This window comes from Burkholderia gladioli (assembly GCF_000959725.1).
Taxonomy (GTDB): Bacteria; Pseudomonadota; Gammaproteobacteria; order Burkholderiales; family Burkholderiaceae; genus Burkholderia; species Burkholderia gladioli.
Window position 1 is genome coordinate 4137661 of sequence record NZ_CP009323.1, and the last position, 25705, is coordinate 4163365.

Sequence of the window (25705 nt, forward strand, 5' to 3'; positions counted from 1 at the left end):
ATGCAAACCTGACGATTATGCCGTACCGCGCGCAGGGTTGCGCGCACGGCCCGGCGGCTCGAGGCCCGGCGGCGCGGCGCCGGCCGGAGCCATCTCGACGCGATCGTCGGCGCGCCGAATCAAGCCCGATGAATCAAGCCTGAAAACGAACTCGACAACGGCAATCAAACAACGCGGCGCGGCGCGAGGCAGTTGCCCCGAGCCGCGCCGCGTATCAAACCTCGAACCTCATCGATCTCAACCGAGCCAGCGACGCGCGTTGCGGAACACGCGCATCCAGGGGCTGGCCTCGCCCCAGCCTTCGGGCGCCCAGCTCATCTGCACGGTGCGATGCACGCGCTCCATGTGCGGCATCAGCACGGTGAAGCGGCCATCGGCCGTGGTGACCGAGGTAATGCCCTGCGGCGAGCCATTCGGGTTGAACGGATAACGCTCGGTGGCCTGGCCGCGATGGTCGACGAAGCGCATCGCCACGGCCACGCGGTCGGCATCGCCCTGCTGCGAGAAATCGGCGAAACCTTCGCCGTGCGCCACCGCCACCGGGATGCGCGAGCCTTCCATGCCGGCGAAGAAGATCGACGGCGAGGACTGCACCTCGACAAACGAGAAACGCGCCTCGAACTGCTCGGACTTGTTGCGCGTGAACTTCGGCCAGGCTTCCGCGCCGGGGATCATCGACGCCAGGCTCGACAGCATCTGGCAGCCGTTGCAGATGCCGAGCGCGAAGGTGTCGGGGCGTGCGAAGAAGGTCGAGAACATCTCGGCCAGGCCGTCGTTGAAGCGGATCGTCTTGGCCCAGCCCTCGCCGGCGCCGAGCACGTCGCCGTAAGAGAAGCCGCCGCAGGCCACCGCGCCGGCGAAATCGGCCAGGTTGGCGCGGCCGGCCAGCAGGTCGCTCATGTGCACGTCGTGCGCGTCGAAGCCGGCGCGATCGAAGGCATAGGCCGTTTCGAGGTGCGAGTTCACGCCCTGCTCGCGCAGGATCGCGACGCGCGGACGGGCGCCGGTAGCGATGAACGGCGCGGCCACGTCCTCGGCGGCGTCGAACGTCAGCACCGGCTGCATGCCCGGATCGGCCGCGTCGAGCAGCGCGTCGTATTCGGCATCGGCGCAGGCGGGGTTGTCGCGCAGGCGCGCGATGCGCCAGCTCACGTCGGTCCAGGCGCGCTGCAGTTCAGAGCGCGGCGCGTCGTAGATCTTCTTCGCGTCGCGGAACACCTCGATGCTGTCGCGCTCGTTGACCGTGCCGATCACGTGCGAGCAGGTCGACAGGCCATGTTCGCGCAGTGCGGCCAGCACGGCGTCGCGATCCGCGGCGCGCACCTGCACCACCGCGCCGAGCTCCTCGCTGAACAGCGCGCGGATCGTGCGGTCCTCGCGGCGGCCGCTGGTCTGCTTGGCCCAGTCCTTGGCGTCGCCGTAATCGGATTCGTGGTTCGGGTCCAGCGTCAGCATGTCGACGTTGATCGACACGCCGGCGTGGCCCGCGAAGGCCATTTCGCAGACGGTCGCCCACAGGCCGCCGTCCGAGCGATCGTGGTAGGCCAGCAGCTTGCCCTGCGCGTTCAGCGCCTGGATCGCCGTGAAGAAGCGCTTGAGATCTTCCGCGTCATCGACGTCGGGCACCGAGTCGCCCACCTGCTGCGTGACCTGGGCGAGGATGCTGCCGCCCATGCGGTTCTTGCCGCGGCCCAGGTCGATCGAGATCAGCACGCTGTCGCCGACGTCAGCCACGCGGCGCAGCTGCGGCGTGAGGTGGCGGCGCACGTCCTCGACCGGCGCGAACGCGGAGATGATCAGCGACACCGGCGAGACCACTTCCTTGGCCACGCCGCCGTCGTTCCACTTGGTCTTCATCGACAGCGAATCCTTGCCGACCGGGATGCCGATACCCAGCGCCGGGCACAGCTCCATGCCGATCGCCTTGACCGTGTCGTAGAGCGCGGCGTCTTCGCCGGCGGTGCCGCACGAAGCCATCCAGTTGGCCGACAGCTTGAGCTTGTCGAGCGAGGCGATCGGCGCGGCGGCGATGTTGGTGATCGCCTCGCCCACCGCCATGCGGCCCGAGGCGGGCGCGTCGATCACGGCCAGCGGGGTGCGCTCGGCCATGGTCATCGCCTCGCCGGCGAAACCGGCGTAGTCGAGCGCGGTGACGGCGCAGTCGGCCACCGGCACCTGCCAGGGGCCGACCATCTGGTCGCGCACCGAGGTGCCGCCGACCGAGCGGTCGCCGATCGTGATCAGGAAGGACTTGCTGGCGACAGTCGGGTGCTTCAGCACGCTCACGGCCGCATCGGCCAGCGACACGCCGGTCACGTCGACCGGGATACGCTCGACCGCCACGCGCGTGACGTCGCGATGCATCTTGGGCGGCTTGCCGAGCAGCACGTCCATCGGCATGTCGACCGGGAAGCCGTCCTGGCCTTCTGCGAGATCGTCGACCAGCTTCAGCTCGCGCGCCTCGGTGGCCACGCCGATCACGGCGAACGGGCAGCGCTCGCGCGTGCAGATCGCCTCGAAGCGCGCCAGGTCGGCCGGCGCGATCGCCAGCACGTAACGCTCCTGCGATTCGTTCGACCAGATCTCGCGCGGCGACAGCCCGCTTTCCTCGAGCTGGATCTTGCGCAGCTCGAAGCGCGCGCCCTTGTCGGCGCCGTCCACCAGCTCGGGGAAGGCGTTCGACAGGCCGCCCGCGCCCACGTCGTGGATCGACAGGATCGGGTTGGCCTCGCCGAGCTGCCAGCAGCCGTTGATCACTTCCTGGGCGCGCCGCTCGATTTCCGGGTTGCCGCGCTGCACGGAATCGAAGTCGAGCTCGGCCGTGTTGGCGCCGGTGGCCATCGAGCTGGCCGCGCCGCCGCCCATGCCGATGCGCATGCCGGGGCCGCCGATCTGGATCAGCAGGGTGCCGGCCGGCAGGTCGTGCTTGTGGGTGTGCGCGTCGGAGACGTTGCCGATGCCGCCGGCGATCATGATCGGCTTGTGATAGCCGCGCACGGTGCCGCCGACGTTCTGCTCGTAGACACGGAAGTAGCCGCCCAGGTTGGGACGGCCGAATTCGTTGTTGAAGGCGGCGCCGCCGAGCGGGCCGTCGATCATGATCTGCAGCGGCGAGGCGATGCGGTCCGGGCGGCCATAGGGCGCGTGGGCATCGGCCGGGTTGCGCTCGGCCACCGGCTGGGCGGCGTCGCGTGCGTTTTCCCAGGCTTCGCGCGCGCCGGGAAGGTCCAGGTTCGAGACCGTGAAGCCGGTCAGGCCGGCCTTCGGGCGGGCACCGCGGCCGGTCGCGCCTTCGTCGCGAATCTCGCCGCCCGCGCCCGTCGCGGCGCCGGCGAACGGCGAGATCGCGGTCGGGTGGTTGTGCGTCTCGACCTTCATCAGCGTGTGCGTCAGCTCGCTGTGGCGGCCGTATTGCTCGGCGGGCGTGCCGTCGGCGCCGGCGCCGCGCGGGAACCAGCGCTCGGCCTGCGCGCCGCGCATGATCGAGGAATTGTCCGAGTAGGCGACGATGGTGCCCTGCGGGCTCATCTTCTCGGTGTTGCGGATCATCGCGAACAGCGACATGTCCTGCTTCGCGCCGTCGATGGTCCAGTCGGCGTTGAAGATCTTGTGGCGGCAGTGCTCGCTGTTGGCCTGCGCGAACATCATCAGCTCGACGTCGGTCGGGTTGCGCTCCAGCTTCGTGAAGGCGTCGACCAGGTAGACGATCTCGTCCTCGGCCAGCGCGAGGCCCAGCTCGAGGTTGGCCGTCTCCAGCGCGGCGCGGCCCTGGCCCAGCACGTCGACGCGGCCCAGCGGCTTGGCCGGCAGCTCGTCGAACAGGTGGTGCGCGTCCTCGCGCGCGGCCACCACGCTTTCCGTCATGCGGTCGTGCAGCGCGGCGGCCACCGCGGCGCGCACCTCGGGCGAGAGCGCCTTCTTGCCGCCCATGCCGAGCAGGCCGGCCTTCAGCGTGACCGTGAACTCGACGCCGCGCTCGATGCGGCGCACCGAGGCGAGGCCGCAATGCAGGGCGATGTCGGTCGCCTTGCTGGCCCACGGCGACACCGTGCCGATGCGCGGCAGCACGATGAAGGTGTCGGTCGCGCCCTTCTCGGCGGCCGGCTCGAACGGCGCGCCGTAGTGCATCAGCGCGTCGATGCGGGCCGACTCATCGGCCGACAGCGGCTCGGACGCGTTGACGAAGTGCAGGTACTGGCCGCGGATTGCGACGATATCGCCATCGATCTGCTTGAGCGTGTCGAGCAGGCGAGTCTGGCGGAAATCGGAAAGGGCGGCGGCGCCGGGAAAACACGAGAAGTGAGCCATGGGCTGGACGGACATCGATGAGTCGCGCGAGTCGGCGACATTGGGGCGAAAGGAAGACCGCAATTATACCCGGAAGTCATGCCGCCGAAGCCGTCCGCAAGGCTTTCCGCGGCCAGCGCGCCACGCCGGATCCGGCCACGGGGGGCTGCCGCGTCCGAGGCCGGCGCGCCCGCGACGGCGGCCGGGCGCCGCCGCGAGCGCCCGGTTTGGCGCTATCATTCGCGGTTCACCGGGTTCCACACGGCCCGCACGGAAGACCAGACCCGGGTCGCGACGCGGCCCGTTTTCGAATCACAACATGGATGTCATCGTCATCGGCGGCGGGATCGGCGGCGTCGCCACCGCCTACCAGTTGCGCGCCGCCGGCCACCGCGTCTGCATGGTCGAGCGCCACGCCACCGTCGCCCAGGGCGCCACCTACGGCCATGGCGGCCTGGTGCTGCCCACCCCGCTCGACGTCTGGTTCGGTCCGACCTTCATGCACCACCGCCGCGCGCTCAGGAGCGGCGTAGTCTACAAACCGGGCCTGAACGGCCCGCTGCGCCGCTTCACGCGCGAGCTGGCGAAACTGCGCGCGCCCGAGGCGTTCGCCGCGCATTACGCGAAGCTCAAGCCGCTAGTCGACCTGTCGCGCGAATCGATCGCCGATATCGAGCGCCGCTTCGGCCTCGAGTTCGAGCAGCGCCCCGGCGTGCTGCACGTGATCCGCGAGCCGCAGGAATGGGCCGCCGCCCAGCCCGCGCTGGAGTTGCTGCGCGCCTACGAGGTTCCGCACCAGATCCTCGACGCCGAACAATGCGCGGCGCTCGAGCATTCGGTGCCGGCCGACCCGCCCTTTGCGGGCGGCGTGCTGCTCGAATTCGAGCGCACTGCGAACTGTCCCCTCTTCTCCAAGCTGGTCAAGCAGACGCTCGACGAGCACGGCGTGCAGTTCTGCTTCGGCCGCGCCGTCACGGCGATCCGCGTCGAGGCCAACCGCGCCGCGGTGGAGCTGGCGCCGGAGCCGGGCGACCGGCTCGGCGCGCGCGGCAAGGAAGTCGACGTGATCTCGGCCGACGCGGTGGTGATCGCCGCCGGCACCGGCAGCGTGCCGCTGCTGGCCCGGCTCGGCATCACGCTGCCGCTGCACCCGGTGCGCGTCAACGCGCTGAGCGCGCCGGTCGCCTACGAGGAACACGCGCCGCATCTGAGCGTGGTCGATTCGATCAAGCGCATCACCATGACGCGCATGCACCAGCGCGTGCGGATCAGCGGCGCGCCGGTCCTGCAAAGCGAGAAGGACATCGCCAGGCCGCTGCCCGAGGCGCTCAACGACGAGGCGCTGGCCCTGCTCGGCCAGGCCACCCACGACTGGATCCCGGGCGCCGCGAAGATCTCGGCCGCGCTGCCCTGGCAGGCCACGCGGCTGTTGTCGCCGGACGGGCTGCCGGTGGTCGGGCCGACGCGCCACCCGCGCGTGTTCGTCAATCTCGGCCATGGCCCGGCCGGCTGGGGCCTCGCGTGCGGCTCTGCTAAAGTGGTGAGCGATTATCTCGGCGGCACGCCGCATCACGTGCCGGCCGACACGCTCGCCGCGCTCCACGTGGACCGCTTCGCCACCTGACGCCGCCCTCGCGCGGCGTCTCGACCGGCCGCCCCGGCGGCCCTTTCGACATGACGCCGCTCGCCCCGTCCGCCTCGCTGTCCGCCGCCCCGCCCTCGCCGAACGCCCGGCCCGCCGATCCGTTCGACGCCCCGCTCGCCCACTTGCCCCTGGCGCTGTCCAGCGTCGCCGACCTGCGCACGGCCGAAGCCGAGGCCGCCGCCGCGCTGCCGCCGCATACGCTGATGGCGCGTGCCGGCGGCGCCGCCGCGCGCTGGCTGGCCGAGCGCGGCGAACGCGAGGCGCGCCCGGTCTGGCTTGCGGCGGGCCCCGGCAACAACGGCGGCGACGCGCTGGTCACGGCCGTCGAGCTGCTGCGGCTCGGCGTGCAGGTCGAGGTCTGTTTGCCGGTCGAGCCGAAACCCGAGGATGCGCGCTGGGCGCTGGCGCTCGCGCGCGAGGCCGGCGTGCCGATCTCGCCCGAGCCGCCCGCCTCGCTCGACACCTATGGCTGGTGCGTCGACGGCCTGTTCGGGATCGGCCTGGCGCGGCCCGTGGCGGGCCCCTTCGCGGCGCTCGCCGAGCTGTTGTCGGCGCGCTCGCGTGCCCTGGGGCACGTGCTCGCGCTCGACGTGCCGAGCGGCATCGATGCCGACAGCGGCGCGCGCGTCGGCGACGGCCCCGCCGTCACGGCCACGCACACACTGAGCTTCATCGCGGCCAAACCCGGCCTGTATTTCGGCGACGGCCGCGACCATGCCGGCGAGATCGCGGTCGACACGCTCGACGCGGCGCCGGCCCGGCCGTCCGCCACGCTCAACGCGCCGGCCCTGTTCGCGCCTTGCTGGCCCGCGCGCGGCGCCGCCTCGCACAAGGGCAGCTTCGGCAGCGTGGCGATCGTCGGCGGCGACACCGGCATGTGCGGCGCGCCGATCCTGGCCGCGCGCGCCGCGCTGCATGCCGGCGCGGGCAAGGTGCATGTCGGTTTCCTCGGCGACGATGCCCCGCCCTACGACCCGCCCTTCCCCGAACTGATGCTGCATCCGGCGCGCTCGCTGAACCCCGAAGGGCTCAGCGCGATCGGCATCGGCTGCGGGCTGGGCACGCGCGAGCGCGCGATCGAGACGCTGCGCGAAGTCCTCGCGCTCGACCTGCCCTTGGTCATCGATGCCGATGCGCTGAACCTGGTCGCCGCGCATGCCGACTTGAACTCGGCCCTGGTCAAGCGTGGTGTGCGTCACGCCGTGTCGATCCTGACCCCGCATCCGCTCGAAGCGGCGCGGCTGCTCGGCACGCGCACCGCCGAGGTCCAGGGCGAGCGTCTCGCCGCCGCGCGCGAGCTGGCCGCGCGCTTCCACGCGATCGCGGTGCTCAAGGGTTCGGGCACGGTGATTGCCGAGCCGGCCGGGCGCGTGGCCGTCAACCCGACCGGCAATGCCGCGCTCGCCACCGGCGGCACCGGCGACGTGCTCGGCGGCCTGATCGCGGCCTTCGCGGCGCAGCGCCTGCCGGCCTGGGAAGCCGCGCTGGCGGGCGTCTACCTGCATGGCCTGGCGGCCGACTGCCTGAGCACGCTCGGCGCCGGCCCGGTGGGCCTGGCCGCCGGTGAACTGGCGCCGGCCGTGCGCCGGCTGCTGAACCGTCACTTTTACTCTCGCCTCGCACCGTCGCCGCGGTGAGGCCGTTATACTGGATGGCCCCGCGCGCGCTCGATCCGCTCACGATCGATGCCGAGCGCAGCGCGCGCGGCTTTCGCAGTCCCCGGTAGTCCGCCGGCAAGCGGCGCATCCCGCCGCCCACGCCTTCCAAGTCACGACAGTTTCGCCAGAACCGATATGACGCTGAATTCGCTCCCCGCCTGGTCCGCCCTCCAATCGCACTACGACGAGATCCGCGACGCGCAGTTGCGCGACTGGTTCGCCCCCTCCAACGATCCCGCGCCGACGCGTGCCGAACGCTTCACCGTGGCGGGCGGCGGCCTCGCGATCGACTTCTCGAAGAACCGCATCACCGACGCGACGCTGAAGCTGCTGGTGCAGCTCGCGCGCGAGGCCGGCGTCGAGGCACGGCGCGACGCGATGTTCGCCGGCGAGGTGGTCAACCCGACCGAAGGGCGCGCCGCCCTGCACACCGCGCTGCGCGCGAGTTCGCCCGATGCGCCCTTCCACGCCCAGGTGCTGGCCGAGCGCAAGAAGATGGCCGCCTTCGCCGAGCAGGTCCGCGACGGCCGCTGGACCGGCTACACCGGCAAGCGCATCCGCCACGTGATCAACATCGGCATCGGCGGCTCGGACCTCGGTCCCAAGATGGTGGTGCACGCGCTCGACCATCTCGCCACCCGCGAGCTGTCCTGCGCCTTCGTCTCGAACGTGGACGGCGCCGATCTCTCCCGCGCGCTGGAGCACTGCGATCCCGAGGCAACGCTGGTGATCGTGGTCTCGAAGACCTTCACCACCCTCGAGACCATGACCAATGCGCGCTCGGCCCGCGACTGGCTGCTCGCGCACGGCTGCCCCGAGAACGCGCTGGCCAAGCACTTCGTCGGCGTGTCGGCGAATCCGGAGGAAGTGGTCAAGTTCGGCATCGACGCGCACAACGTGTTCGAGATGTGGGACTGGGTGGGCGGGCGCTATTCGCTGTGGTCGGCGGTCGGCCTGTCGATCATGATCGCGATCGGGCCCGAGCAGTTCGACGAGCTGCTGGCCGGCGCCGACGAGATGGACCGCCATTTCCGCGAAGCGCCGCTGGAAGCGAACCTGCCGGTGCTGCTCGGCCTGATCGGCATCTGGTATCGCAACTTCTTCGGCTCGCAGAGCTACCTGGTGGCGCCGTATTCGGAAGCGCTGCACTTCCTGCCCTCGTACCTGCAGCAGCTCGAGATGGAGAGCAACGGCAAGTCGGCGCGCCTGGACGGCGCCTTCGTCGACTACCCGACCTCGGCCGTCACCTGGGGCGAGCCGGGCACCAACGGCCAGCACGCCTTCTTCCAGATGCTGCACCAGGGCCCGACCATCGTGCCGATCGACTTCATCGCGGTGCTCACGCCCGAGCATGCACTGGCCAGCCATCATCCGAAGCTGCTGGCCAACTGCTTCGCGCAGAGCGAGGCGCTGATGCTGGGCCGCACGCTGGAGGAAGCGCGCAAGATCGCCGGCCCGGACAAGCCCGAGCTGGCACCGCACCTGACCTTCCCCGGCAATCGCCCGACCAGCACCATCCTGGTCGATGCGCTGACCGCGCGCACGCTGGGCGCCCTGATCGCGCTCTACGAGCACAAGGTGCTGGTGCAGGCCTCGGTCTGGAACATCAACCCCTTCGATCAATGGGGCGTCGAGCTCGGCAAGATCCTCGGCAAGGTGGTGGAGGCCGATCTCACGGCAGCCAACGTCGATCCCGCCAAGCACGATTCCTCGACCTCGGCGCTGATCGCGCGGGCCCGCGCGGCGCTCAAGCGCTGAGCGACGACGCAAATACGAACGGCCGGGATTTCCGGCCGTTTGTTCGTGGACAGGACGACATGCGTCGCGCCGCGAGCTCAGTTCGTGCTCGGCTCCGTGGCATCGGCGACGATGCGCCCGCCGTCGAGCGTGATTACTGTGCCGCAGCGGCGCGCGAGCGCCGGGTCGTGCGTGACCAGCACCAGCGTGGCGCCCTGCGCGCGGTTCAGCTCGAACATCAGGTCGATCACGGCGTGGCCGGTGGCGGCGTCGAGGCTGCCGGTCGGCTCGTCGGCGAACAGGATCGCGGGATCGGTGACGAAGGCGCGGGCCAGCGCGACGCGCTGCTGCTCGCCGCCCGACAGCAGCTTCGGGTAGTGGCCGGTGCGCGCGCCGAGCCCGACCCGCTCGAGCAGGCGACGCGCGCGCTCGGCCGCCTCGCGCGCCGTGATGCCGCCGCGCAGTTCGAGCGGCAGCATCACGTTCTCGAGCGCGGTGAGATGCGGCATCAACTGGAAGGACTGGAACACGAAGCCGACCGAGCCGCTGCGCAGCGCCGCGCGCGCGTCCTCGTCGAGCCCCTGCAGATCCCGGCCGAGCAGGCGAACCGTGCCCTCGGTCGCGCTGTCCAAGCCGGCAAGCAGGCCGAGCAAGGTGGACTTGCCCGACCCCGAGGCGCCGACGATCGCCAGGCTGCTGCCTGCCGCCACCGTCAGGTCGATGCCGTCGAGGATCGTCAGTTCGCCGGCCGCGTCGGCCACCCGTTTCGCCACTTGTCGAACTTCAATGATCGGTTCCGTCATCTTGAGCATGAAGCAGAGTGATTCCTGGAAAGACGGCCTGCGCGCCGTCGTGATCGCCCTGGCCGCCACGGCCGGGTTCGGCGGCATCGGTGCCGCCGCGCAGGCAGCCACGCAAGCGGCCGCGGCTACCTCAACCAGCGCGGCCAAGCCCAACATCGTGGTGCTCGGCGACAGCCTGTCCGCCGAATACGGCCTGCCGCGCGACACGGGCTGGGTCGCGCTGATGCGCGCGCGCATCGCGGATCAGCGAATCGATTATAGCGTCGCGAATGCCAGCGTCAGCGGCGACACCACCAATGGCGGCCGGGCCCGCCTGCCCGCCGTGCTCGCGCGCCTGAAGCCCTCGATCCTGATCGTCGAACTGGGCGCCAACGACGCGCTGCGCGGCGTGCCGCTGGCCACCACCGAGCAGAACCTGCGCGCGATCGTGGCACAGGCGCAGCAGGCCAAGGCGAAGGTGGTGCTGGTCGGCATGTACGTGCCGCCCAACTACGGCCTCGATTACACGCAGAAGTTCCACGCCATGTACGGCACGCTCGCGAAGGAGCTGCGCCTGCCGCTGGTGCCCTTCCTGCTGGCCGGCCTCGAGGACAAACCCGACCAGTTCCAGGACGACCAGAACCACCCGAACCAGGGCGCGCAGCCCAGGCTGCTCGACAACGTCTGGCCGGTGGTGAAGCCGCTGCTGGGTCCGGGCGCGCACTGAGGCTCGCGGGAGGCGCGAGAGCGTCACCCTGCCCCGCAGCTCTCCCGCCTCGCCGCCAAAGAAAAAGCCCCGCTCGGTTTCGAGCGGGGCTTTGCGCTTTAGCTAGGTGCCTGGCGGCGCGGCGGCGATCAGTTGTCGTCGCTGTGGCTGCTGCTGTCGCCCAGCGAGCCGTAAATCTTGACCTTCGAGCGGTCGCGCAGCGCCTTCATGTACGCCTCGCTCTCGCTTTGCGCATAGACCTGGGCCAGTTGCTGCTGGGCGGCGGTCAGTTGCTGCGGATCCACCGGCGCGGGCGGCACGATCGCGTTGACGCGGAAGATCGCGTAACCGCCGTTCGCGCCGAGATCGACGCCGACATAGGCCGGCAGCGACTTCGCATCGGCCTTGTAGATCGCCGCGATCGCCTCGGGCGACAGGCCCAGCGTCTGCGTGCGCGAGACCTTCTCGGCCGGCAGGAAACCATCGGTCGACTTCGACTTCTGCAGCGCCGCCAGCTTCGCCGCGCCGTCCTGCTTGGCCAGCTTCGCGCTTTCGTCGGCGATGTACTTCTGGCGCACCACGTCCTTGATCGCGTCCAGCGCGGGCACCGCGGCCGGCTTGTCGGCCGTCACGCGCGCGGCGATCAGCGTGCTGTTGCCGACGTCGATCGCCTGCGTGTTGTTGCCGTTCTTGACCGAGTCCGCCGCGAACACGGCGGCCAGGAACTTCGGATTGTTGAGCGGGCTGTCGGGCGGCAGGGCCGGGTTCGGCTGCGGCGTGACGGTGGCGGTCTGGATCGTCAGCTTGTACTTGTCGGCGGCCGGCTGCAGGCTCTTGGCCTTCTCGTAGACCAGTGACGAGAAACCTTCCGAATTGTCGCTGAAGGCCTTGGCCGCGAACTGCTGCTTGAGCTCGGTCGCGATCGAATCCTTGACCTCGTCGAAGGGCTTGACCACGGCTGGCTTCACGTCGGTCGCCTTGAGGATGTGGTAGCCGAGGTCCGACTCGACCACCTTGCTGAGCTCGCCCGACTTCAGCGCGAAGGCCGCATCGTCGAAGGCCGGGCCGCCGGCGGTCGAGCCGCGCGTCACGTAGCCCAGGTCGCCGCCCTTGGCCGCCGAGGGCGCGTCCTGCGAATTCTTCTCGGCGATCTGCGCGAACTGATCCGGATGAGCCGTCACCTCGGCCAGCAGCTGCTCGGCCTTGGCCTTCGCGGCGGCCTTGTCCGAGGCGCTGGCATTGCGCGCCGCGGCGATGAAGATGTGGCTCACACGCACCTGCGCCTCGGTGCGGAAGCGCGCGGTGTTGTCCTCGTAGAACTTGTGGAGGTCCGCGTCGGACGGCTGCGCGTTGGCGGCAGCCGCAGCCGGCGTGAACACCAGGTACTGGATGCTGGCCGTCTCGGGCGTGGCGAACGCTTGCTTGTGCGCGTCGTAGTAGGCCGAGAGCTGGGCGTCGGTCGGCTGGACCTTGGCGGCGTAGTCGGCCGGCTTCAGCACCATCGCCTGGATCTCGCGCTGCTGCTGCGCCAGGTCGGTCAGGCGCTGGGCCACGCTCTTGGGCGTGAAGGCGCTGTTGATCAGGTTGTTGGGCAGCTGGCTCTGCGAGAGCTGGTAGCGCACCGATTCCTGGTACTGGTCCGGCGTCATGCCCTGCATCGCCAGCAGCTGCGTGTAGCGCTCGGCGTCGATCGAGCCGTCGGGCTTGCGCAGCGAGGCGATGATCGGGTTCGACATCAGCGCTTCGCGCACCGCGTTGTCCGAAGCCGTCAGGTGCAGGCGGCGCACCTCGTCGGTCAGCGCGCGCTGCTCGATGATGCCGTCGAGCAGTTGCTGGCGACGCTCGGGCGTGTCGAACTGCTTGGCGTCGAAGTTCGCGCCGAGCGCCTGGCGCGCCTGGTCGATCTGCTGGCGGTAGGCGCCGTCGAATTCGGCGCGCGTGATCTTGTGTCCGTCGACCGATGCCACATTCGCGCTGTCGTCGAAGAAGTCGCGGAAGCCCTGTACCCCGACGAACCCGAGCCCCGGAAGCACGATCAGGAGCAGGAGGAACATCATCAGGCGCTGGTGATTGCGGAAGAAATCGAGCATGCGGAACCGAAGTGGCTGGACAAAACGACTGATATTACATCAGTGGCAAGGAAAAAAGGCGAAACCGGGGGGCGACCGCGCGCCGAGCCTGCCGATCGACGCCGGCGCAGCGGTTCCGACCATGCGTGACACGCGCTCGTGCATCGGCTACATGCGGCGTCGCCGTTCATGAAAAATGCAATATATCGATCGATTGAAAATACAAAGCGGGCGGATTGCCCCGGAAAAGCATGACCTGCCGACCCTGCATGCCATCGAATAAATCAAAACCTCGGAATTACCGTTTCGTCGTCGATCGATTTGCAGTAACAATACGACGACGCCCGCTTCACGGAGCCCTGGCACGAAGGGCGTGGCCTCCGCCGGCTGGGCACGCCGCGCCTGATTCCACTGCCGTTTGCCAATCGATAATCGGCCGCCCGATTTGATTTTCTTTTGTTTTACTCGTTGCAAATCGGGCGAATCGATAACAAAGAGAGAAAACAATGTCCGAGAAATCCCTGGACGAACGCTCGCCGCGTCGCGCGTTCCTGTCCGACATGGCCAAACTCGCGGCGGCCGGCGTGGTCGTCGGCTGGACCCCGATCTACCAGGTTGCCGCGCACGCGCAAACCACCGGCGCCACGCCACCGAATTTCCCCGCCGACCTGCCGCTCTACAAGCAGGCCTTCCAGAACTGGAGCGGCGAGATCGTCCTGCAGGATGTCTGGACCGCCGCGCCGCGTTCGGCCGCCGATGTGCTGAACGTCGTCAACTGGGCCCGCGCGAACGGCTACAAGGTTCGCCCGCGCGGCCACATGCACAACTGGTCGCCGCTCACGCTCGACCCGGCGGCCGGCACCGCGAATCTGGTGCTGCTCGATACCACGCAATCGCTGACGGCTGTCTCGGTCGACACCTCGAGCAGCCCGGCGCGCGTCACGGCGCAAACGGGCGTCTCGCTCGAATCGCTGTTGGCCACGCTGGAAACCAGCAACCTCGGCCTGGTGGCCGTGCCGGCACCGGGCGACATCACGCTCGGCGGCGCCCTCGCGATCGACGCGCACGGCACCGCCGTGCCGGCCGCCGGCGAAACGCGCCAGCCCGGCCAGACCTACGGCTCGCTGAGCAACCTGGTGGTCTCGCTGACGGCGGTGGTATTCGACTCGGGCTCGCAGCAATACGTGCTGCGCACCTTCCAGCGCAGCGATCCCGATATCGGCGCCCTGCTCGCGCACGTCGGCCGCGCCTTCGTCGTCGAGGCAACCCTGGTCGCCGCGCCGAACCAGCGCCTGCGATGCCAGAGCTATACCAACATCCCGGCGACGGAGCTGTTCGCGCCGGCCGGTTCGAGCGGGCGCACCGTGGCGTCCTTCCTCGACCAGACCGGCCGCATGGAAGCGATCTGGTTCCCGTTCACCGCGAATCCCTGGCTCAAGGTCTGGACCGTCGCGCCGAACAAGCCGCTACTCTCGCGAGCGGTCACCCAGCCATACAACTATCCGTTCTCCGACTCGATTCCGAAGCAGTTGTCGGATCTGATCCAGGGCATCATCGGCGGCGGCGACGGCAGCCTGACGCCGCTGTTCGGGCAGACCCAGTTCGCCGTCACCACCGCGGGCCTGGCGCTCACCTTGTCGGCCGACATCTGGGGCTGGTCGCGCACCGTGCAGCAGTACATCCGCCCGACCACGCTGCGAGTGACCGCCAACGGTTACGCGGTACTGACACGCCGCGCCGACGTGCAGCGCGCCATCAACGAGTTCGTGCAGTTCTACCAGAACCGCGTGAGCGCCTACCAGGCGCAGGGCCTGTATCCGATGAACGGCCCGGTGGAGATCCGCGTGACCGGCCTCGACCAGCCCGGCGACATCGGTGCCGGCACGGTCGCGCCGACCCTCTCGGCGCTCAAGCCGCGCCCCGATCATGCCGAATGGGATGTGGCGGTGTGGTTCGACATCCTCTCGCTGCCCGGCACGCCCTCGGCGGATCGCTTCTATCGCGAGATCGAGCAGTGGATGCTGTCGAACTACAGCGGCTCCTACGCGACGCTGCGCCCCGAATGGTCGAAGGGCTGGGGCTATACCGATACGGCGGCCTGGCAGGATGCCACCATGATCGGCACCACCGTCCCGGGCCTGTATCGCGACGGCCAGCCCGCCTCGAGCAACTGGGATACCGCGCGCGCCACGCTCGATCGCCTCGACCCGAGCCGGATCTTCAGCTCGCCGCTGCTCGACAAACTGCTGCCCTGAAGGCGGCGCCCCGGGCGGCGACAGGATCGTGCCGCCCGGGCAAACAAGTCGTCGAGGCGCGCCAAAGCAAAAAGCCCCGTGAGCGTGAACTCACGGGGCTTCGTACTGAATCTGGCGGAGCGGACGGGACTCGAACCCGCGACCCCCGGCGTGACAGGCCGGTATTCTAACCAACTGAACTACCGCTCCTTGGTGTGGTACCGCAGGCAAGATCACGAAACTGGTGGGTGCTGAGAGGCTCGAACTCCCGACCTACGCCTTGTAAGGGCGCCGCTCTACCAACTGAGCTAAGCACCCGTTTCGCGCTTGCCACCTGCCTGCCGACATCCTGGATACTGCGCGTGGACATCGTCAAGCAGCGAGCCCGCTAGTTTAGCGCATCCTTCAGGGCTTTGCCAGCCCTGAATTTCGCGACTCGCGCCGCCTCGATGCGGATCGTTTCGCCGGTTTGCGGATTGCGCCCATTGCGCGCGATCCGCTCGCCCACCTCGAAGGTACCGAAACCAGCCAGCGTGACGCTGCCGCCGCTTTCCAGCGCCTGCACCACACCGGCGATCAGCGCGTCGAGCGCGCGTCCTGCCGATGCCTTGGATAAATCTGCCTCGCGTGCGATGTGGTCGATCAAGTCCGTCTTGTTCATGCCGTCCCCTTTCGTCAGTGGTCCCATTTCAGGACGGCCGCCCCGTTGTCGGCCGTCGCCCGGTACATGCCGGGTCGATCATTAAATGAAGCCGAAACGGGCCTGTCAAGCGCCGAAGCTGAGACAGCGCAAGGGATTGATGCATCTTTCGCCGCGAAGCGCCAATAAAAAACCCGCGGCGATGGCCGCGGGTTGGTTCCCTGCGTGGAGCCTCATGCTTCGAAGCTCACATTGTGGGATGTGCTCAGTGCTTGACGACTTCCGTCGAGGCATCTTTCGGGGCTTCGGCAACCGGCGCCGCGGCCTTCGCTTCGTCCTCGGGCAGCGCGCTCGGCGTACGCTCGAGCGCCAATTCGAGCACCTTGTCGATCCAGCGGACCGGCACGATCTCGATGGCGTTCTTCACGTTGTCCGGAATGTCGGCGAGATCCTTCACGTTCTCTTCCGGGATCAGCACGAGCTTGATGCCGCCGCGATGCGCCGCCAGCAGCTTCTCCTTCAGCCCGCCGATCGGCAGCACCTCGCCGCGCAGCGTGATTTCACCCGTCATCGCGACATCCGCGCGGACCGGGATGCCGGTCAGCACCGACACCAGCGCCGTGGTCATCGCGATACCGGCGGACGGACCGTCCTTCGGCGTCGCGCCTTCCGGCACGTGGATGTGGATGTCCTGCTTCTCGAAGGCCTCGTCCTTCACGCCCAGGCGGCGCGAACGCGAACGCACCACCGAGCGCGCGGCCTCGACCGATTCCTTCATCACGTCGCCAAGCGAGCCGGTGCGGATCACGTTGCCCTTGCCGGGCATCACGGCCGCCTCGATCGTCAGCAGGTCGCCGCCGACTTCCGTCCAGGCCAGGCCCGTGACCTGACCCACCTGGTTTTCCTTGGCGGCCAGGCCGAAGTCGTACTTGCGCACGCCGAGGAAGGTGTCGAGGTTGCCGGCATCGACCTTCACCGGGCTCGCCGCCTTCTTCAACAGCAGCATCTTCACGACCTTGCGGCAGATCTTCGAGACTTCGCGCTCGAGCGAACGCACGCCCGCTTCACGGGTGTAGTAGCGGATGATGTCGCGGATCGCTTCTTCCGTGACGTCGATCTCGCCGTCCTTCAGCCCGTTGTTCTTCTTCTGCTTCGGCAGCAGATAGCGTTGCGCGATGCTGACCTTCTCGTCTTCCGTGTAGCCCGACAGGCGAATCACTTCCATCCGATCCAGCAGCGGCGGCGGAATGTTCAGCGAGTTCGAGGTGGCCACGAACATCACGTCCGACAGGTCGAAATCGACTTCGACGTAGTGATCGGCGAACGTGTGGTTCTGTTCCGGATCGAGCACCTCGAGCAGCGCCGACGACGGATCGCCGCGGAAATCCATGCCCATCTTGTCGACTTCGTCGAGCAGGAACAACGGATTGCGCACACCGACCTTGGTCAGGCTCTGCAGGATCTTGCCCGGCATCGAGCCGATGTAGGTCCGGCGGTGGCCGCGGATCTCGGCCTCGTCACGCACGCCGCCGAGCGCCATGCGCACGAACTTGCGGTTCGTGGCGCGGGCGATCGACTGGCCGAGCGAGGTCTTGCCGACGCCCGGGGGCCCGACCAGGCACAGGATCGGCGCCTTGACCTTGTCGACGCGCTGTTGCACCGCGAGATACTCGAGGATCCGTTCCTTGACCTTCTCGAGGCCGAAGTGGTCCTCGTCGAGCACCTGCTCGGCGTTCGACAGGTCGTTGTTGACCTTGCTCTTCTTGCGCCACGGCAAGCCGATCAGCGTGTCGATGTAGTTGCGCACGACGGTGGCCTCGGCCGACATCGGCGACATCAGCTTGAGCTTCTTGAGCTCGGCATCGGCCTTCTTCTTGGCTTCCTTGGGCATGCGCGCTGCATTGATGCGCTTCTCGAGTTCCTCGAGATCGGCGCCTTCCTCGCCCTCGCCCAGTTCCTTCTGGATCGCCTTGACCTGCTCGTTGAGGTAGTACTCGCGCTGGCTCTTCTCCATCTGGCGCTTGACGCGACCGCGGATGCGCTTTTCCACCTGCAGGATGTCGATCTCGGCCTCGAGCTGCGCGAGCAGGTGCTCGAGACGCTCGATGACGGGGAACATTTCCAGGATGTGCTGCTTCTGGTCGAGCTTGAGCGGCAGGTGCGCCGCGATCGTGTCGGCCAGGCGGCCCGCCTCGTCGATGCCCGACAGCGAGGTCAGGATCTCCGGCGGGATCTTCTTGTTCAGCTTCACGTACTGATCGAACTGGGACACGATCGCGCGACGCAGAGCCTCGGTTTCGGCGCTGTCGGCGTGGTCGGGTTCGAGCGGCAGCACTTCGCACGAGAACTGGGTTTCCTGTTCCTCGATCGACAGTGCCTGGGCGCGCTGCAGGCCTTCGACGAGCACCTTCACGGTGCCGTCAGGCAGCTTCAGCATCTGCAGGATGTTGGCGATACAGCCGACCTCGTACATGTCCTTTTCGGTCGGCTCGTCCTTCGCGGCGGTCTTCTGGGCGACCAGCATGATGTGCTTGCCGCCTTCCATCGCCGCCTCGAGGGCCTTGATCGACTTCGGCCGACCCACGAAGAGCGGGATCACCATATGCGGGAAAACGACGACATCCCGCAGCGGCAGCAGCGGGAGCGTAATGCGTTCCGGCGGGAGAAGTTGGGTGCCTGACATTTTCATTTCCCCATGAGTGGAATCAATTGTTCGGTAGTTGAGGCCGGCGAAACGGATTGCAAGCCTTCAGCGCGTGGGAAATATTCGGTAAAAAAGTCGCCGTACAGCGGAAAGTCAGTGTTACCCACAAGACTAAACGAAAAAAGCCGTTCACGACGCCATGAACGGCTTTTTTGCTTCCTCAGACAGTCAAGCCGATCAATTCGAACCCGCCACTTTTGGCGTGTCCTCGTAGATCAGCAAGGGCTTGCCGTCGCCATCGATCACGTTGTCGTCGATGATGACCTTGCTCACCCCCTTCAGGGTCGGCAATTCGTACATCACGTCGAGCAGCGCCTGCTCGATGATCGAACGCAGGCCACGCGCCCCGGTCTTGCGGCGGATCGCCTTGCGGGCCACCGCCTGCAGCGCGTCGGGGCGCAGTTCCAGCTCCACGCGCTCCATCGCGAACAGCTTCTGGTACTGCTTGACCAGCGCGTTCTTCGGCTCGACCAGGATCTTCATCAGGGCGGCCTCGTCGAGCTTGCCGAGCGTGGCGACCACCGGCAGACGGCCGATCAGCTCGGGAATCAACCCGAATTTGATCAGGTCTTCCGGCTCGACCTCGCGCAGCACCTCGCCCGAATCGCGCTCCTGCTTGCTCTTCACCGAGGCGCCGAAGCCGATGCCGGTCTTTTCGGTGCGATCCGTGATGACCTTCTCCAGGCCGTCGAACGCGCCGCCGCAGATGAACAGGATGTTGGTCGTGTCGACCTGGATGAAATCCTGGTTCGGATGCTTGCGCCCGCCTTGCGGCGGCACCGAGGCCATGGTGCCCTCGACCAGCTTGAGCAACGCCTGCTGGACGCCCTCGCCCGACACGTCGCGGGTGATCGAGGGGTTGTCCGACTTGCGGCTGATCTTGTCGATCTCGTCGATGTAGACGATCCCGCGCTGCGCCTTCTCGACCTCGTAATTACAGTTCTGCAGCAGCTTCTGGATGATGTTCTCGACATCCTCGCCCACATAGCCGGCTTCGGTCAGCGTGGTCGCGTCGGCGATCACGAAGGGCACGTTCAAGAGGCGAGCCAGGGTTTGCGCGAGCAGCGTCTTGCCGGAGCCGGTCGGCCCGATCAGCAGGATGTTGCTCTTCGAGAGCTCGACCTCGTCCTTCTTGTCGAGATGCTTGAGACGCTTGTAGTGGTTGTAGACGGCCACCGCGAGGATCTTCTTCGCGCGCTCCTGGCCGATCACGTACTGATCGAGGATCTCGCGGATTTCCTGCGGGCTCGGCAAGTCCGATTTCGACAGACTGGCTTCGACCCCGGATGCGGCGGCCTCGTCGCGGATGATTTCGTTGCAGAGGTCGATGCACTCATCGCAGATGAACACCGACGGGCCGGCGATGAGTTTCTTCACCTCATGCTGGCTTTTCCCGCAGAACGAGCAATACAACAGCTTTTCGCTGTTCGAACCTTTTTTGTCCGCCATGGATGTATGAGCCTCCGGACACACGAGTTACATAATACGCCGTTTGGCCAGCCGCCCATGACGTCGCCATGGGTATTGGCCGGCCGCGCTGGTCTTGCCGCAGATGCTCGAGGCGCGATGCGCCGCCCGTTTTGGGGCGGCACCCCGTTTGCTGGGATTACGGACGCTTGGCCGTCACGTGGTCGATCAGGCCGTAAGCCTTGGCATCGTCGCTGGACATGAAATTATCACGATCCGTGTCGCGCGCGATCCGCTCGACGTCCTGGCCGGTGTTGTCGGCCAGGATCTTGTTCAGGCGCTCGCGCAGGTACAGGATCTCGCGCGCCTGGATCTCGATGTCCGAGGCCTGGCCGCGCGCGCCGCCCAGCGGCTGGTGGATCATCACGCGCGCGTTGGGCAGCGCGTAGCGCTTGCCCTTGGCGCCCGAGGACAGCAGGAAGGCGCCCATGCTGGCCGCCAGGCCCATGCACAGCGTCGACACGTCCGGCTTGATGAACTGCATCGTGTCGTAGATCGCCAGGCCCGCCGAGACCGAACCGCCCGGGCTGTTGATGTACAGGCTGATGTCCTTGTCCGGGTTTTCACTCTCCAGGAACAGCAGCTGCGCGACCACCAGGTTCGCGGTCTGGTCGTTCACTTCGCCGACCATGAACACGATCCGCTCCTTGAGCAGACGCGAGTAGATGTCGTACGAACGCTCGCCGCGGCCGCTGGTCTCGACCACGATCGGCACCAGCCCGAGCGCCTTCGTCTCGAAATCCTGCGGAGCATGGGAAGCCAGCGTATCCAGCAATTCAGCGCGATTGATCATGCAATGAGCCTTGTCCGAAATGAATGTTGAACGGAAGAAAGGACCGCCGGCGCGAAGTTTCGCGTCGCCAGCCGGCCTTGGGCCGGCCCTCGACGCAAAAACGGCGTGCGGGCCGTCGCTCCGACAGCCGGCACGCCGCTGAAACGACGCTTAAGCCTGCGCGGATGCGCTGGCCAGTGCCTCGAAGCTCACTTCCTTGTCCGTCACCTTCGCCTTGCCGAGCACGAAGTCGACGACGTTGCTTTCAACGACGAACGCTTCCATTTCGGCCAGGCGCTGCTGGTTCGAATAATACCAGCGGACCACTTCCTTCGGGTCTTCGTAGCTCTTCGCGAACTCGTCGACTTCGGCACGGATCTGCTCGGGCTTCGCTTCCAGGCCGTTGGCCTTGACCAGCTCGGCGATCACCAGGCCCAGCTTGACGCGGCGCTCGGCCTGCTCCTTGAACATCTCGACCGGGATCGGGGCATTCGCCGCGTTGGGCACGCCGCGTTGCGCGAGATCCTGGCGAGCCATTTCGACCAGGCGCTGCTGGTCCTGCTCGACCAGCGCGTTCGGCACATCCAGCTCCGAGATCTTCAGGACCGCATCCATCACCTGGTTCTTGACCAGCGACTGGGTGCGGCGCTTGGCTTCGCGCTCCAGGTTTTCCTTGATCTCGTTGCGCATCTTGGCGGTGTCGCCGTCCTCGATGCCGAGCGTCTTGGCGAACTCACCGTCGATTTCCGGCAGGTGCGGCCACTCGACCTTCTTCATCGTGACCGTGAACTTCGCCGTCTTGCCGGCCACGTCCTTGCCGTGATAGTCCTCGGGGAAGGTCAGGTCGAACTCGCGAGCCTCGCCGACCTTCAGGCCCAGCGCGGCCGTCTCGAATTCCGGCAGCATGCGGCCTTCGCCGAGCACGAACGGGAAGTCCTCGGCGGTGCCGCCGGGGAAGGCGACGTCGTCGATCTTGCCGACGAAGTCGACCGTCACGCGGTCGCCGTTCTGGGCAGCCGTCTCGGCGCCGCCGTCGCCATGCTCGCCGCCTTCGCCGCGAGCATGGAAGTGCACGCGCTGCTTGCGCAGGATGTCCAGGGTGCGATCGATCTCGGCGTCGCCGATGCTGGTGGTCGAACGCTCGACCTCAGCGGTGGCCAGATCGCCGATCTTCACTTCCGGGTAAACCTCGAAGGTCGCATCGAACGCGTAAGCGTCGGCGGCCGCCTCGGCCTTCGGCGCGAAGCTCGGCTGGCCTGCCACGCGCAGGTTCTCGGTGCGGCTGACTTCGAAGAACTCCTGGCCGATCTTGTCGCTCAGCACTTCCGCCTCGACCTGGCCCGCGTATTGTTGCGCGACCATCTTGAGCGGCACCTTGCCCGGGCGGAAGCCCGGCATGCGCACGTTCTTCGCGAGTTTCTGGATACGGGCGTCGATCTCCTTCTGCACGACTTCCTTGGGCAGGGAAATCGTCACACGGCGTTCGAGCTTGCCGAGGTTTTCAACAACGTTAGCCATGGCTTCAATCGTCCTAAAATTATTCGAGCGAATCGGTTTTCCTTGCCGTGCCCGCCTCGCGACGCGATAGTCCCATTGGTCATCGCATCGCCGCCGTTCCCATTCGTCGGCACCGCCCCGCCTTGCGGAGCGCGGCGCCTGCGGCTTGAAAAGCACGGCTTTGGCCGGAAGAATCGACTATTCTAGCAAACTATTTTCCCCAAGCCGCCAGATTGCGCCCTCGCGCGCAAAGCGCGCGCCGCGCGCCTCGATTCCGGTCATACCGTCCCGCCTATTCGCCGCGCGCCGCCGGCCTGTTAAGCTCGCGTCTGCCCGGCTCGGCACCACGCGCCAGCGTCGCGGGCACCTCGATCGCAACCCGGCCGCAGCCGCGGCGAACGTTGCGACCCCCAACCGAATATCCCACCGGAGACACCATGCAGCCCTTCCCGTCCGCGCCTGTCGTCGTCATTGCGCCCGATTCGTTCAAGGGATCCTTGTCCGCGCAACAGGTAACGGACGCGATCGCGGCCGGCCTGCGCCGCGCGCGGCCCGACGCGATCGTGCGCGGCTGCCCGATGGCCGACGGCGGCGAGGGCACGCTCGACGCGATGCTCGCGCACGGCGGCACGCGCCGCACGCTGGCGGTGCCCGGCGCTTCGCTCGCGCCGCGCGAGGCGGCCGCCGGCCTGGTCGACGCGCATACCGCGATCATCGAGACCGCCGAGGTCGTCGGCATCACCGATCCGGTCGGCATGGCGGTGCCGGTGGAGGCGCGCAGCACGCGCGGCATGGGTGAAGCGATCCGCCAGTTGCTCGACGAGGGGGTGCGCAGCTTCTTCGTGGCGCTCGGCGGCAGCAGCACCAACGACGCCGGCGCGGGCCTGCTGGCCGGGCTCGGCCTGCGCGCGCTCGACGCCGAGGGCCGCGAGATCGAGCCGACGCCCGAGCGGCTCGCGACGATCGCCCGGCTCGATACCTCGGGGCTCGATCCGCGGCTCGCGCAAAGCCGCTTCGTCGGCATGTCCGACGTCGACAATCCGCTCACCGGCGAGCATGGCGCCACCGCCGTCTTCGGCCCGCAGAAGGGCGTGCGCCCCGAGCAGGTCGCCCCGCTCGACGCCGCGCTCTCGCATTACGCCGATCTGGCTGAAGCCGCGCTCGGCCGCCAGGTACGCGAATTGCCCGGCGCGGGTGCGGCGGGCGGCCTGGGCTTCGCGCTGCACCTGCTGGGCGCGAGCTTCGAGCCGGGCGCCGAGGTGGTGGCGCGCCAGGTCGGCCTCGACGCCGCGCTGGACGGCGCACACTGGCTGATCACCGGCGAGGGACGCTCGGACGGCCAGACCCTGCACGGCAAGGCGCCCTTCATCGCCTGCCGCCACGCGGCCGCGGCCGGCGTGCCGGCCAGCCTGCTGTCGGGCGCGGTCGACCCGGCGGCGCTGCCGCAATTGTCAGAACATTTCGACGGCTGCTTTTCGCCCGCGCCGGGACCGATTACGCTCGAGATGGCGATCCGCGACGCCGCCCGGCTGCTGGCCGACCAGGCCGAGCAACTGGCGCGGCTGCGCTTGGGCCGCCGCAGCGACGCCGCGGCAGCAGCGGCACGTTGATCCCGGTCGACCTCGGTTGACCGCGCGCGGCGATCCGGGAACAATCGGGCCGCCGACCATCCTTCAGGAACCGCCATGAAAGGCAGCCAAGCCGGACTCGACCAGTTTCTGACGCAGCGCCTGCACACGATCAACAAGCTCACCGATCGCGCGATCGGCGAGCTGTATCGCGACAAGCTCGGCATCACCCTGCCGGAGGCGCGCGTGATCAGCTCGGTCGGCGCCTTCGGGCCGTTTTCGATCATGGAACTCGCGCGCCACACGCATCTCGACAAGAGCCAGGCCAGCCGCGCCGCCGAGGCGCTGATCCTGCAGGGCCTGCTGTCGCGCACGACCAGCGACGAGGACGGCCGCGTGGTGGTGATCGCGCTCACGCGCGAGGGCGCCGCGCTGAACCGCCGGATCATGACGCTCGCGCGGCGCTGGAATGCCGAGCTGGCCGAGCGCTTGACCGAGAGCGAGCGCGGCGCGCTGGAGCGGGCGCTCGACAAGCTGATCGCCCATACGCGGGAGCGGATCGAGTAGCGCGCGAGCGGCGGCGAGCCGCCTTGCCGCCATCTCGCCGCGCCGGATTTCAACCAGGCCTCTCCCGCCATCCGCCGCTCGATGGCCGGCTGCGTTTCAGCGCGGCTTGCGCTCCTGCCTGTCTCGCCGCGCCTCGGCAGTTGAGCGCCGCCGGCAGCCAGGCGGCACCGCCCGCCGACACGCGCGATCGAGCGGCGCCGGCAAGCAGAGCCTCCCTACGCCCTTCCGCTTACAACCCGCTGTTGCGCGCACGCTGGCGCAGCAGCCCGAGCACCGCGTCGCAGAACGGCGTCGGCACGCCGAGCGCGCGGCCCAGCTCCGGAAACACGCCCAGGATCGGCTCGATCTCGAGCGGGCGGCCCGCCTCGAAATCCTGCAGCATCGAAGTGCGGAACGCGCCGAGCTTGCGCGTGATCCCGGTCCGCTCGACGCTGCTGATGCCGGTCGACAGGCCGAGCCTCTCGCCCACCGCGGCGGCCTCGTCCATCATGCTCAGCGCCAGCGCATGGGTATGGGGATCGTCGAGCAGCCCGGCCGTGGTCGAGCCGGTCAGTGCGCTGAGCGGGTTCATGTTCATGTTGCCCCACAGCTTCACCCAGATCGCGGTCCGGATTTCAGCCGGCGTCTCCACCTCGAAACCGCCCTCGACGAGCGCCTCGGCGAGCACCCGGGCTGCCGCCGCGCGCGCCGCGCCCGGCGCGCCGACGATCAGGCGGTTGCCGGCCACGCGCCGCACCACGCCCGGCGCATCGGTGGCCGATGAGAGGTGCACCACGCAGCCGATCGACTGCGCCGGTGGCAACACGGCGGCGATCGCGCCGCCCGGGTCGACCGACTCCAGCGAACAGCCGTCGAGCGCGCCGCCGATCCCGTGCAGGAACCACCAGGGCAGCCCGTTCATGGCCGCCACGATGGTGGTGCGCGGGCCCACCAGCGGCGCCAGGCTCGGCGCCAGCGCGGGCAGCGCCTGGGCCTTGAGGGCGATCACCAGGTAGTCCTGCTCGCCGAGCTCGCGCGCGTCGTCGGTGGCGCGCAGCGGCGTGCGGCTCACCGCGCCCTGCTCGTCGACGATGGTCAGGCCGTCGTCTCGCAGCGCGGCCAGCGTATGGCCGCGCGCCAGCGCCGCGACCGACCAGCCCGCGCGCGCCAGCGCCGCGGCCAGCAGGCCGCCGATCGCGCCCAGGCCGACCACGGTGACCTTCTGCGGTGAATTCTTCATGCGCGGCACTCCTCGATAGAGAAAAAGTCTCGATGATGCGCCAGGCGCCCGGTCCCCGCACCTCGCCAAAAAGTTGCGCCCGCAACCTTGCCGACACAAATGCTTACCGGCGGCACGGCCCGACGCGGCACGGCTGCGACCGACTCGCCGGGT

General features: G+C 68.3%; 16 protein-coding genes and 2 tRNA genes. 7 read left to right on the top strand and 11 right to left on the bottom strand.

Annotated features, from left to right (window positions below; all coding sequences use genetic code 11):
* Positions 1-237 precede the first annotated feature (237 nt).
* Entirely contained in the window at positions 238-4308 is a 4071-nt protein-coding gene (purL, locus tag BM43_RS35130; RefSeq protein WP_036041122.1) for a phosphoribosylformylglycinamidine synthase, read from the bottom strand.
* 298 nt (positions 4309-4606) lie between these two features.
* Between purL and BM43_RS35135 the strand changes: the two genes are divergently transcribed.
* From BM43_RS35135 to pgi, 3 genes are all read left to right on the top strand, one after another.
* Positions 4607-5911, top strand: a complete 1305-nt coding sequence (locus BM43_RS35135) for an FAD-dependent oxidoreductase (protein ID WP_036051220.1) — start codon at positions 4607-4609, stop codon at positions 5909-5911.
* A gap of 50 nt (positions 5912-5961) precedes the next feature.
* Positions 5962-7569, top strand: a complete 1608-nt coding sequence (locus BM43_RS35140; RefSeq protein WP_088555462.1) for an NAD(P)H-hydrate dehydratase — start codon at positions 5962-5964, stop codon at positions 7567-7569.
* Positions 7570-7725: 156 nt separating this feature from the next.
* Positions 7726-9348 (top strand): glucose-6-phosphate isomerase, encoded by a 1623-nt coding sequence (pgi, locus tag BM43_RS35145; protein ID WP_036051217.1) that lies wholly within the window; start codon positions 7726-7728, stop codon positions 9346-9348.
* Between the two features lie 77 nt (positions 9349-9425).
* Here pgi and BM43_RS35150 read toward each other — a convergent pair whose 3' ends face one another.
* Positions 9426-10139, bottom strand: a complete 714-nt coding sequence (locus tag BM43_RS35150; RefSeq protein ID WP_013698341.1) for an ABC transporter ATP-binding protein — start codon at positions 10137-10139, stop codon at positions 9426-9428.
* Here BM43_RS35150 and BM43_RS35155 point away from each other — a divergent pair.
* Positions 10132-10836, top strand: coding sequence for an arylesterase (locus BM43_RS35155; RefSeq protein WP_036053360.1), 705 nt, complete (start codon positions 10132-10134; stop codon positions 10834-10836). The two genes, BM43_RS35150 and BM43_RS35155, sit on opposite strands and share 8 nt — an antisense overlap.
* Positions 10837-10964: 128 nt before the next feature.
* Here the strand turns inward: BM43_RS35155 and BM43_RS35160 are convergent, their stop codons facing one another.
* Complete coding sequence (locus tag BM43_RS35160) at positions 10965-12905, bottom strand: SurA N-terminal domain-containing protein (RefSeq protein WP_036040037.1); 1941 nt, start codon at positions 12903-12905, stop codon at positions 10965-10967.
* A 485-nt stretch (positions 12906-13390) separates the two neighbouring features.
* Between BM43_RS35160 and BM43_RS35165 the strand changes: the two genes are divergently transcribed.
* The gene (locus tag BM43_RS35165) at positions 13391-15139 is read left to right on the top strand and encodes a cholesterol oxidase substrate-binding domain-containing protein (RefSeq protein ID WP_036051214.1); all 1749 of its coding nucleotides are present in this window, start codon (positions 13391-13393) and stop codon (positions 15137-15139) included.
* A 112-nt stretch (positions 15140-15251) separates the two neighbouring features.
* Here BM43_RS35165 and BM43_RS35170 read toward each other — a convergent pair.
* From BM43_RS35170 to tig, 7 genes are all read right to left on the bottom strand, one after another.
* A tRNA-Asp gene (locus BM43_RS35170) sits at positions 15252-15328 on the bottom strand.
* A 32-nt stretch (positions 15329-15360) separates the two neighbouring features.
* Positions 15361-15436 (bottom strand) — tRNA-Val (locus BM43_RS35175).
* 70 nt (positions 15437-15506) lie between these two features.
* Positions 15507-15779, bottom strand: coding sequence for an HU family DNA-binding protein (locus tag BM43_RS35180; RefSeq protein ID WP_013698345.1), 273 nt, complete (start codon positions 15777-15779; stop codon positions 15507-15509).
* A 244-nt stretch (positions 15780-16023) separates the two neighbouring features.
* A complete protein-coding gene (lon, locus tag BM43_RS35185; RefSeq protein WP_013698346.1) occupies positions 16024-18441 on the bottom strand; it encodes an endopeptidase La in 2418 nt (805 codons plus the stop codon).
* A 198-nt stretch (positions 18442-18639) separates the two neighbouring features.
* A complete protein-coding gene (clpX, locus tag BM43_RS35190; RefSeq protein ID WP_025096739.1) occupies positions 18640-19911 on the bottom strand; it encodes an ATP-dependent Clp protease ATP-binding subunit ClpX in 1272 nt (423 codons plus the stop codon).
* A 157-nt stretch (positions 19912-20068) separates the two neighbouring features.
* Positions 20069-20722: an ATP-dependent Clp endopeptidase proteolytic subunit ClpP gene (gene clpP / locus BM43_RS35195; protein WP_013698348.1), complete on the bottom strand. Its 654-nt coding sequence runs from the start codon at positions 20720-20722 to the stop codon at positions 20069-20071.
* A 150-nt stretch (positions 20723-20872) separates the two neighbouring features.
* Positions 20873-22219, bottom strand: a complete 1347-nt coding sequence (gene tig / locus BM43_RS35200; protein ID WP_036051213.1) for a trigger factor — start codon at positions 22217-22219, stop codon at positions 20873-20875.
* A gap of 416 nt (positions 22220-22635) precedes the next feature.
* Here tig and BM43_RS35205 point away from each other — a divergent pair, with 416 nt between their 5' ends.
* On the top strand, positions 22636-23808 hold the full coding sequence (locus BM43_RS35205) for a glycerate kinase (RefSeq protein ID WP_036051210.1): 1173 nt from the start codon (positions 22636-22638) through the stop codon (positions 23806-23808).
* A 75-nt stretch (positions 23809-23883) separates the two neighbouring features.
* A complete protein-coding gene (locus tag BM43_RS35210) occupies positions 23884-24333 on the top strand; it encodes a MarR family winged helix-turn-helix transcriptional regulator (protein WP_025096736.1) in 450 nt (149 codons plus the stop codon).
* Positions 24334-24562: 229 nt separating this feature from the next.
* On the opposite strand, the gene BM43_RS35215 is transcribed toward BM43_RS35210, so the two are convergent.
* The gene (locus tag BM43_RS35215; protein ID WP_036051207.1) at positions 24563-25552 is read right to left on the bottom strand and encodes a 2-dehydropantoate 2-reductase; all 990 of its coding nucleotides are present in this window, start codon (positions 25550-25552) and stop codon (positions 24563-24565) included.
* Positions 25553-25705 lie beyond the last annotated feature (153 nt).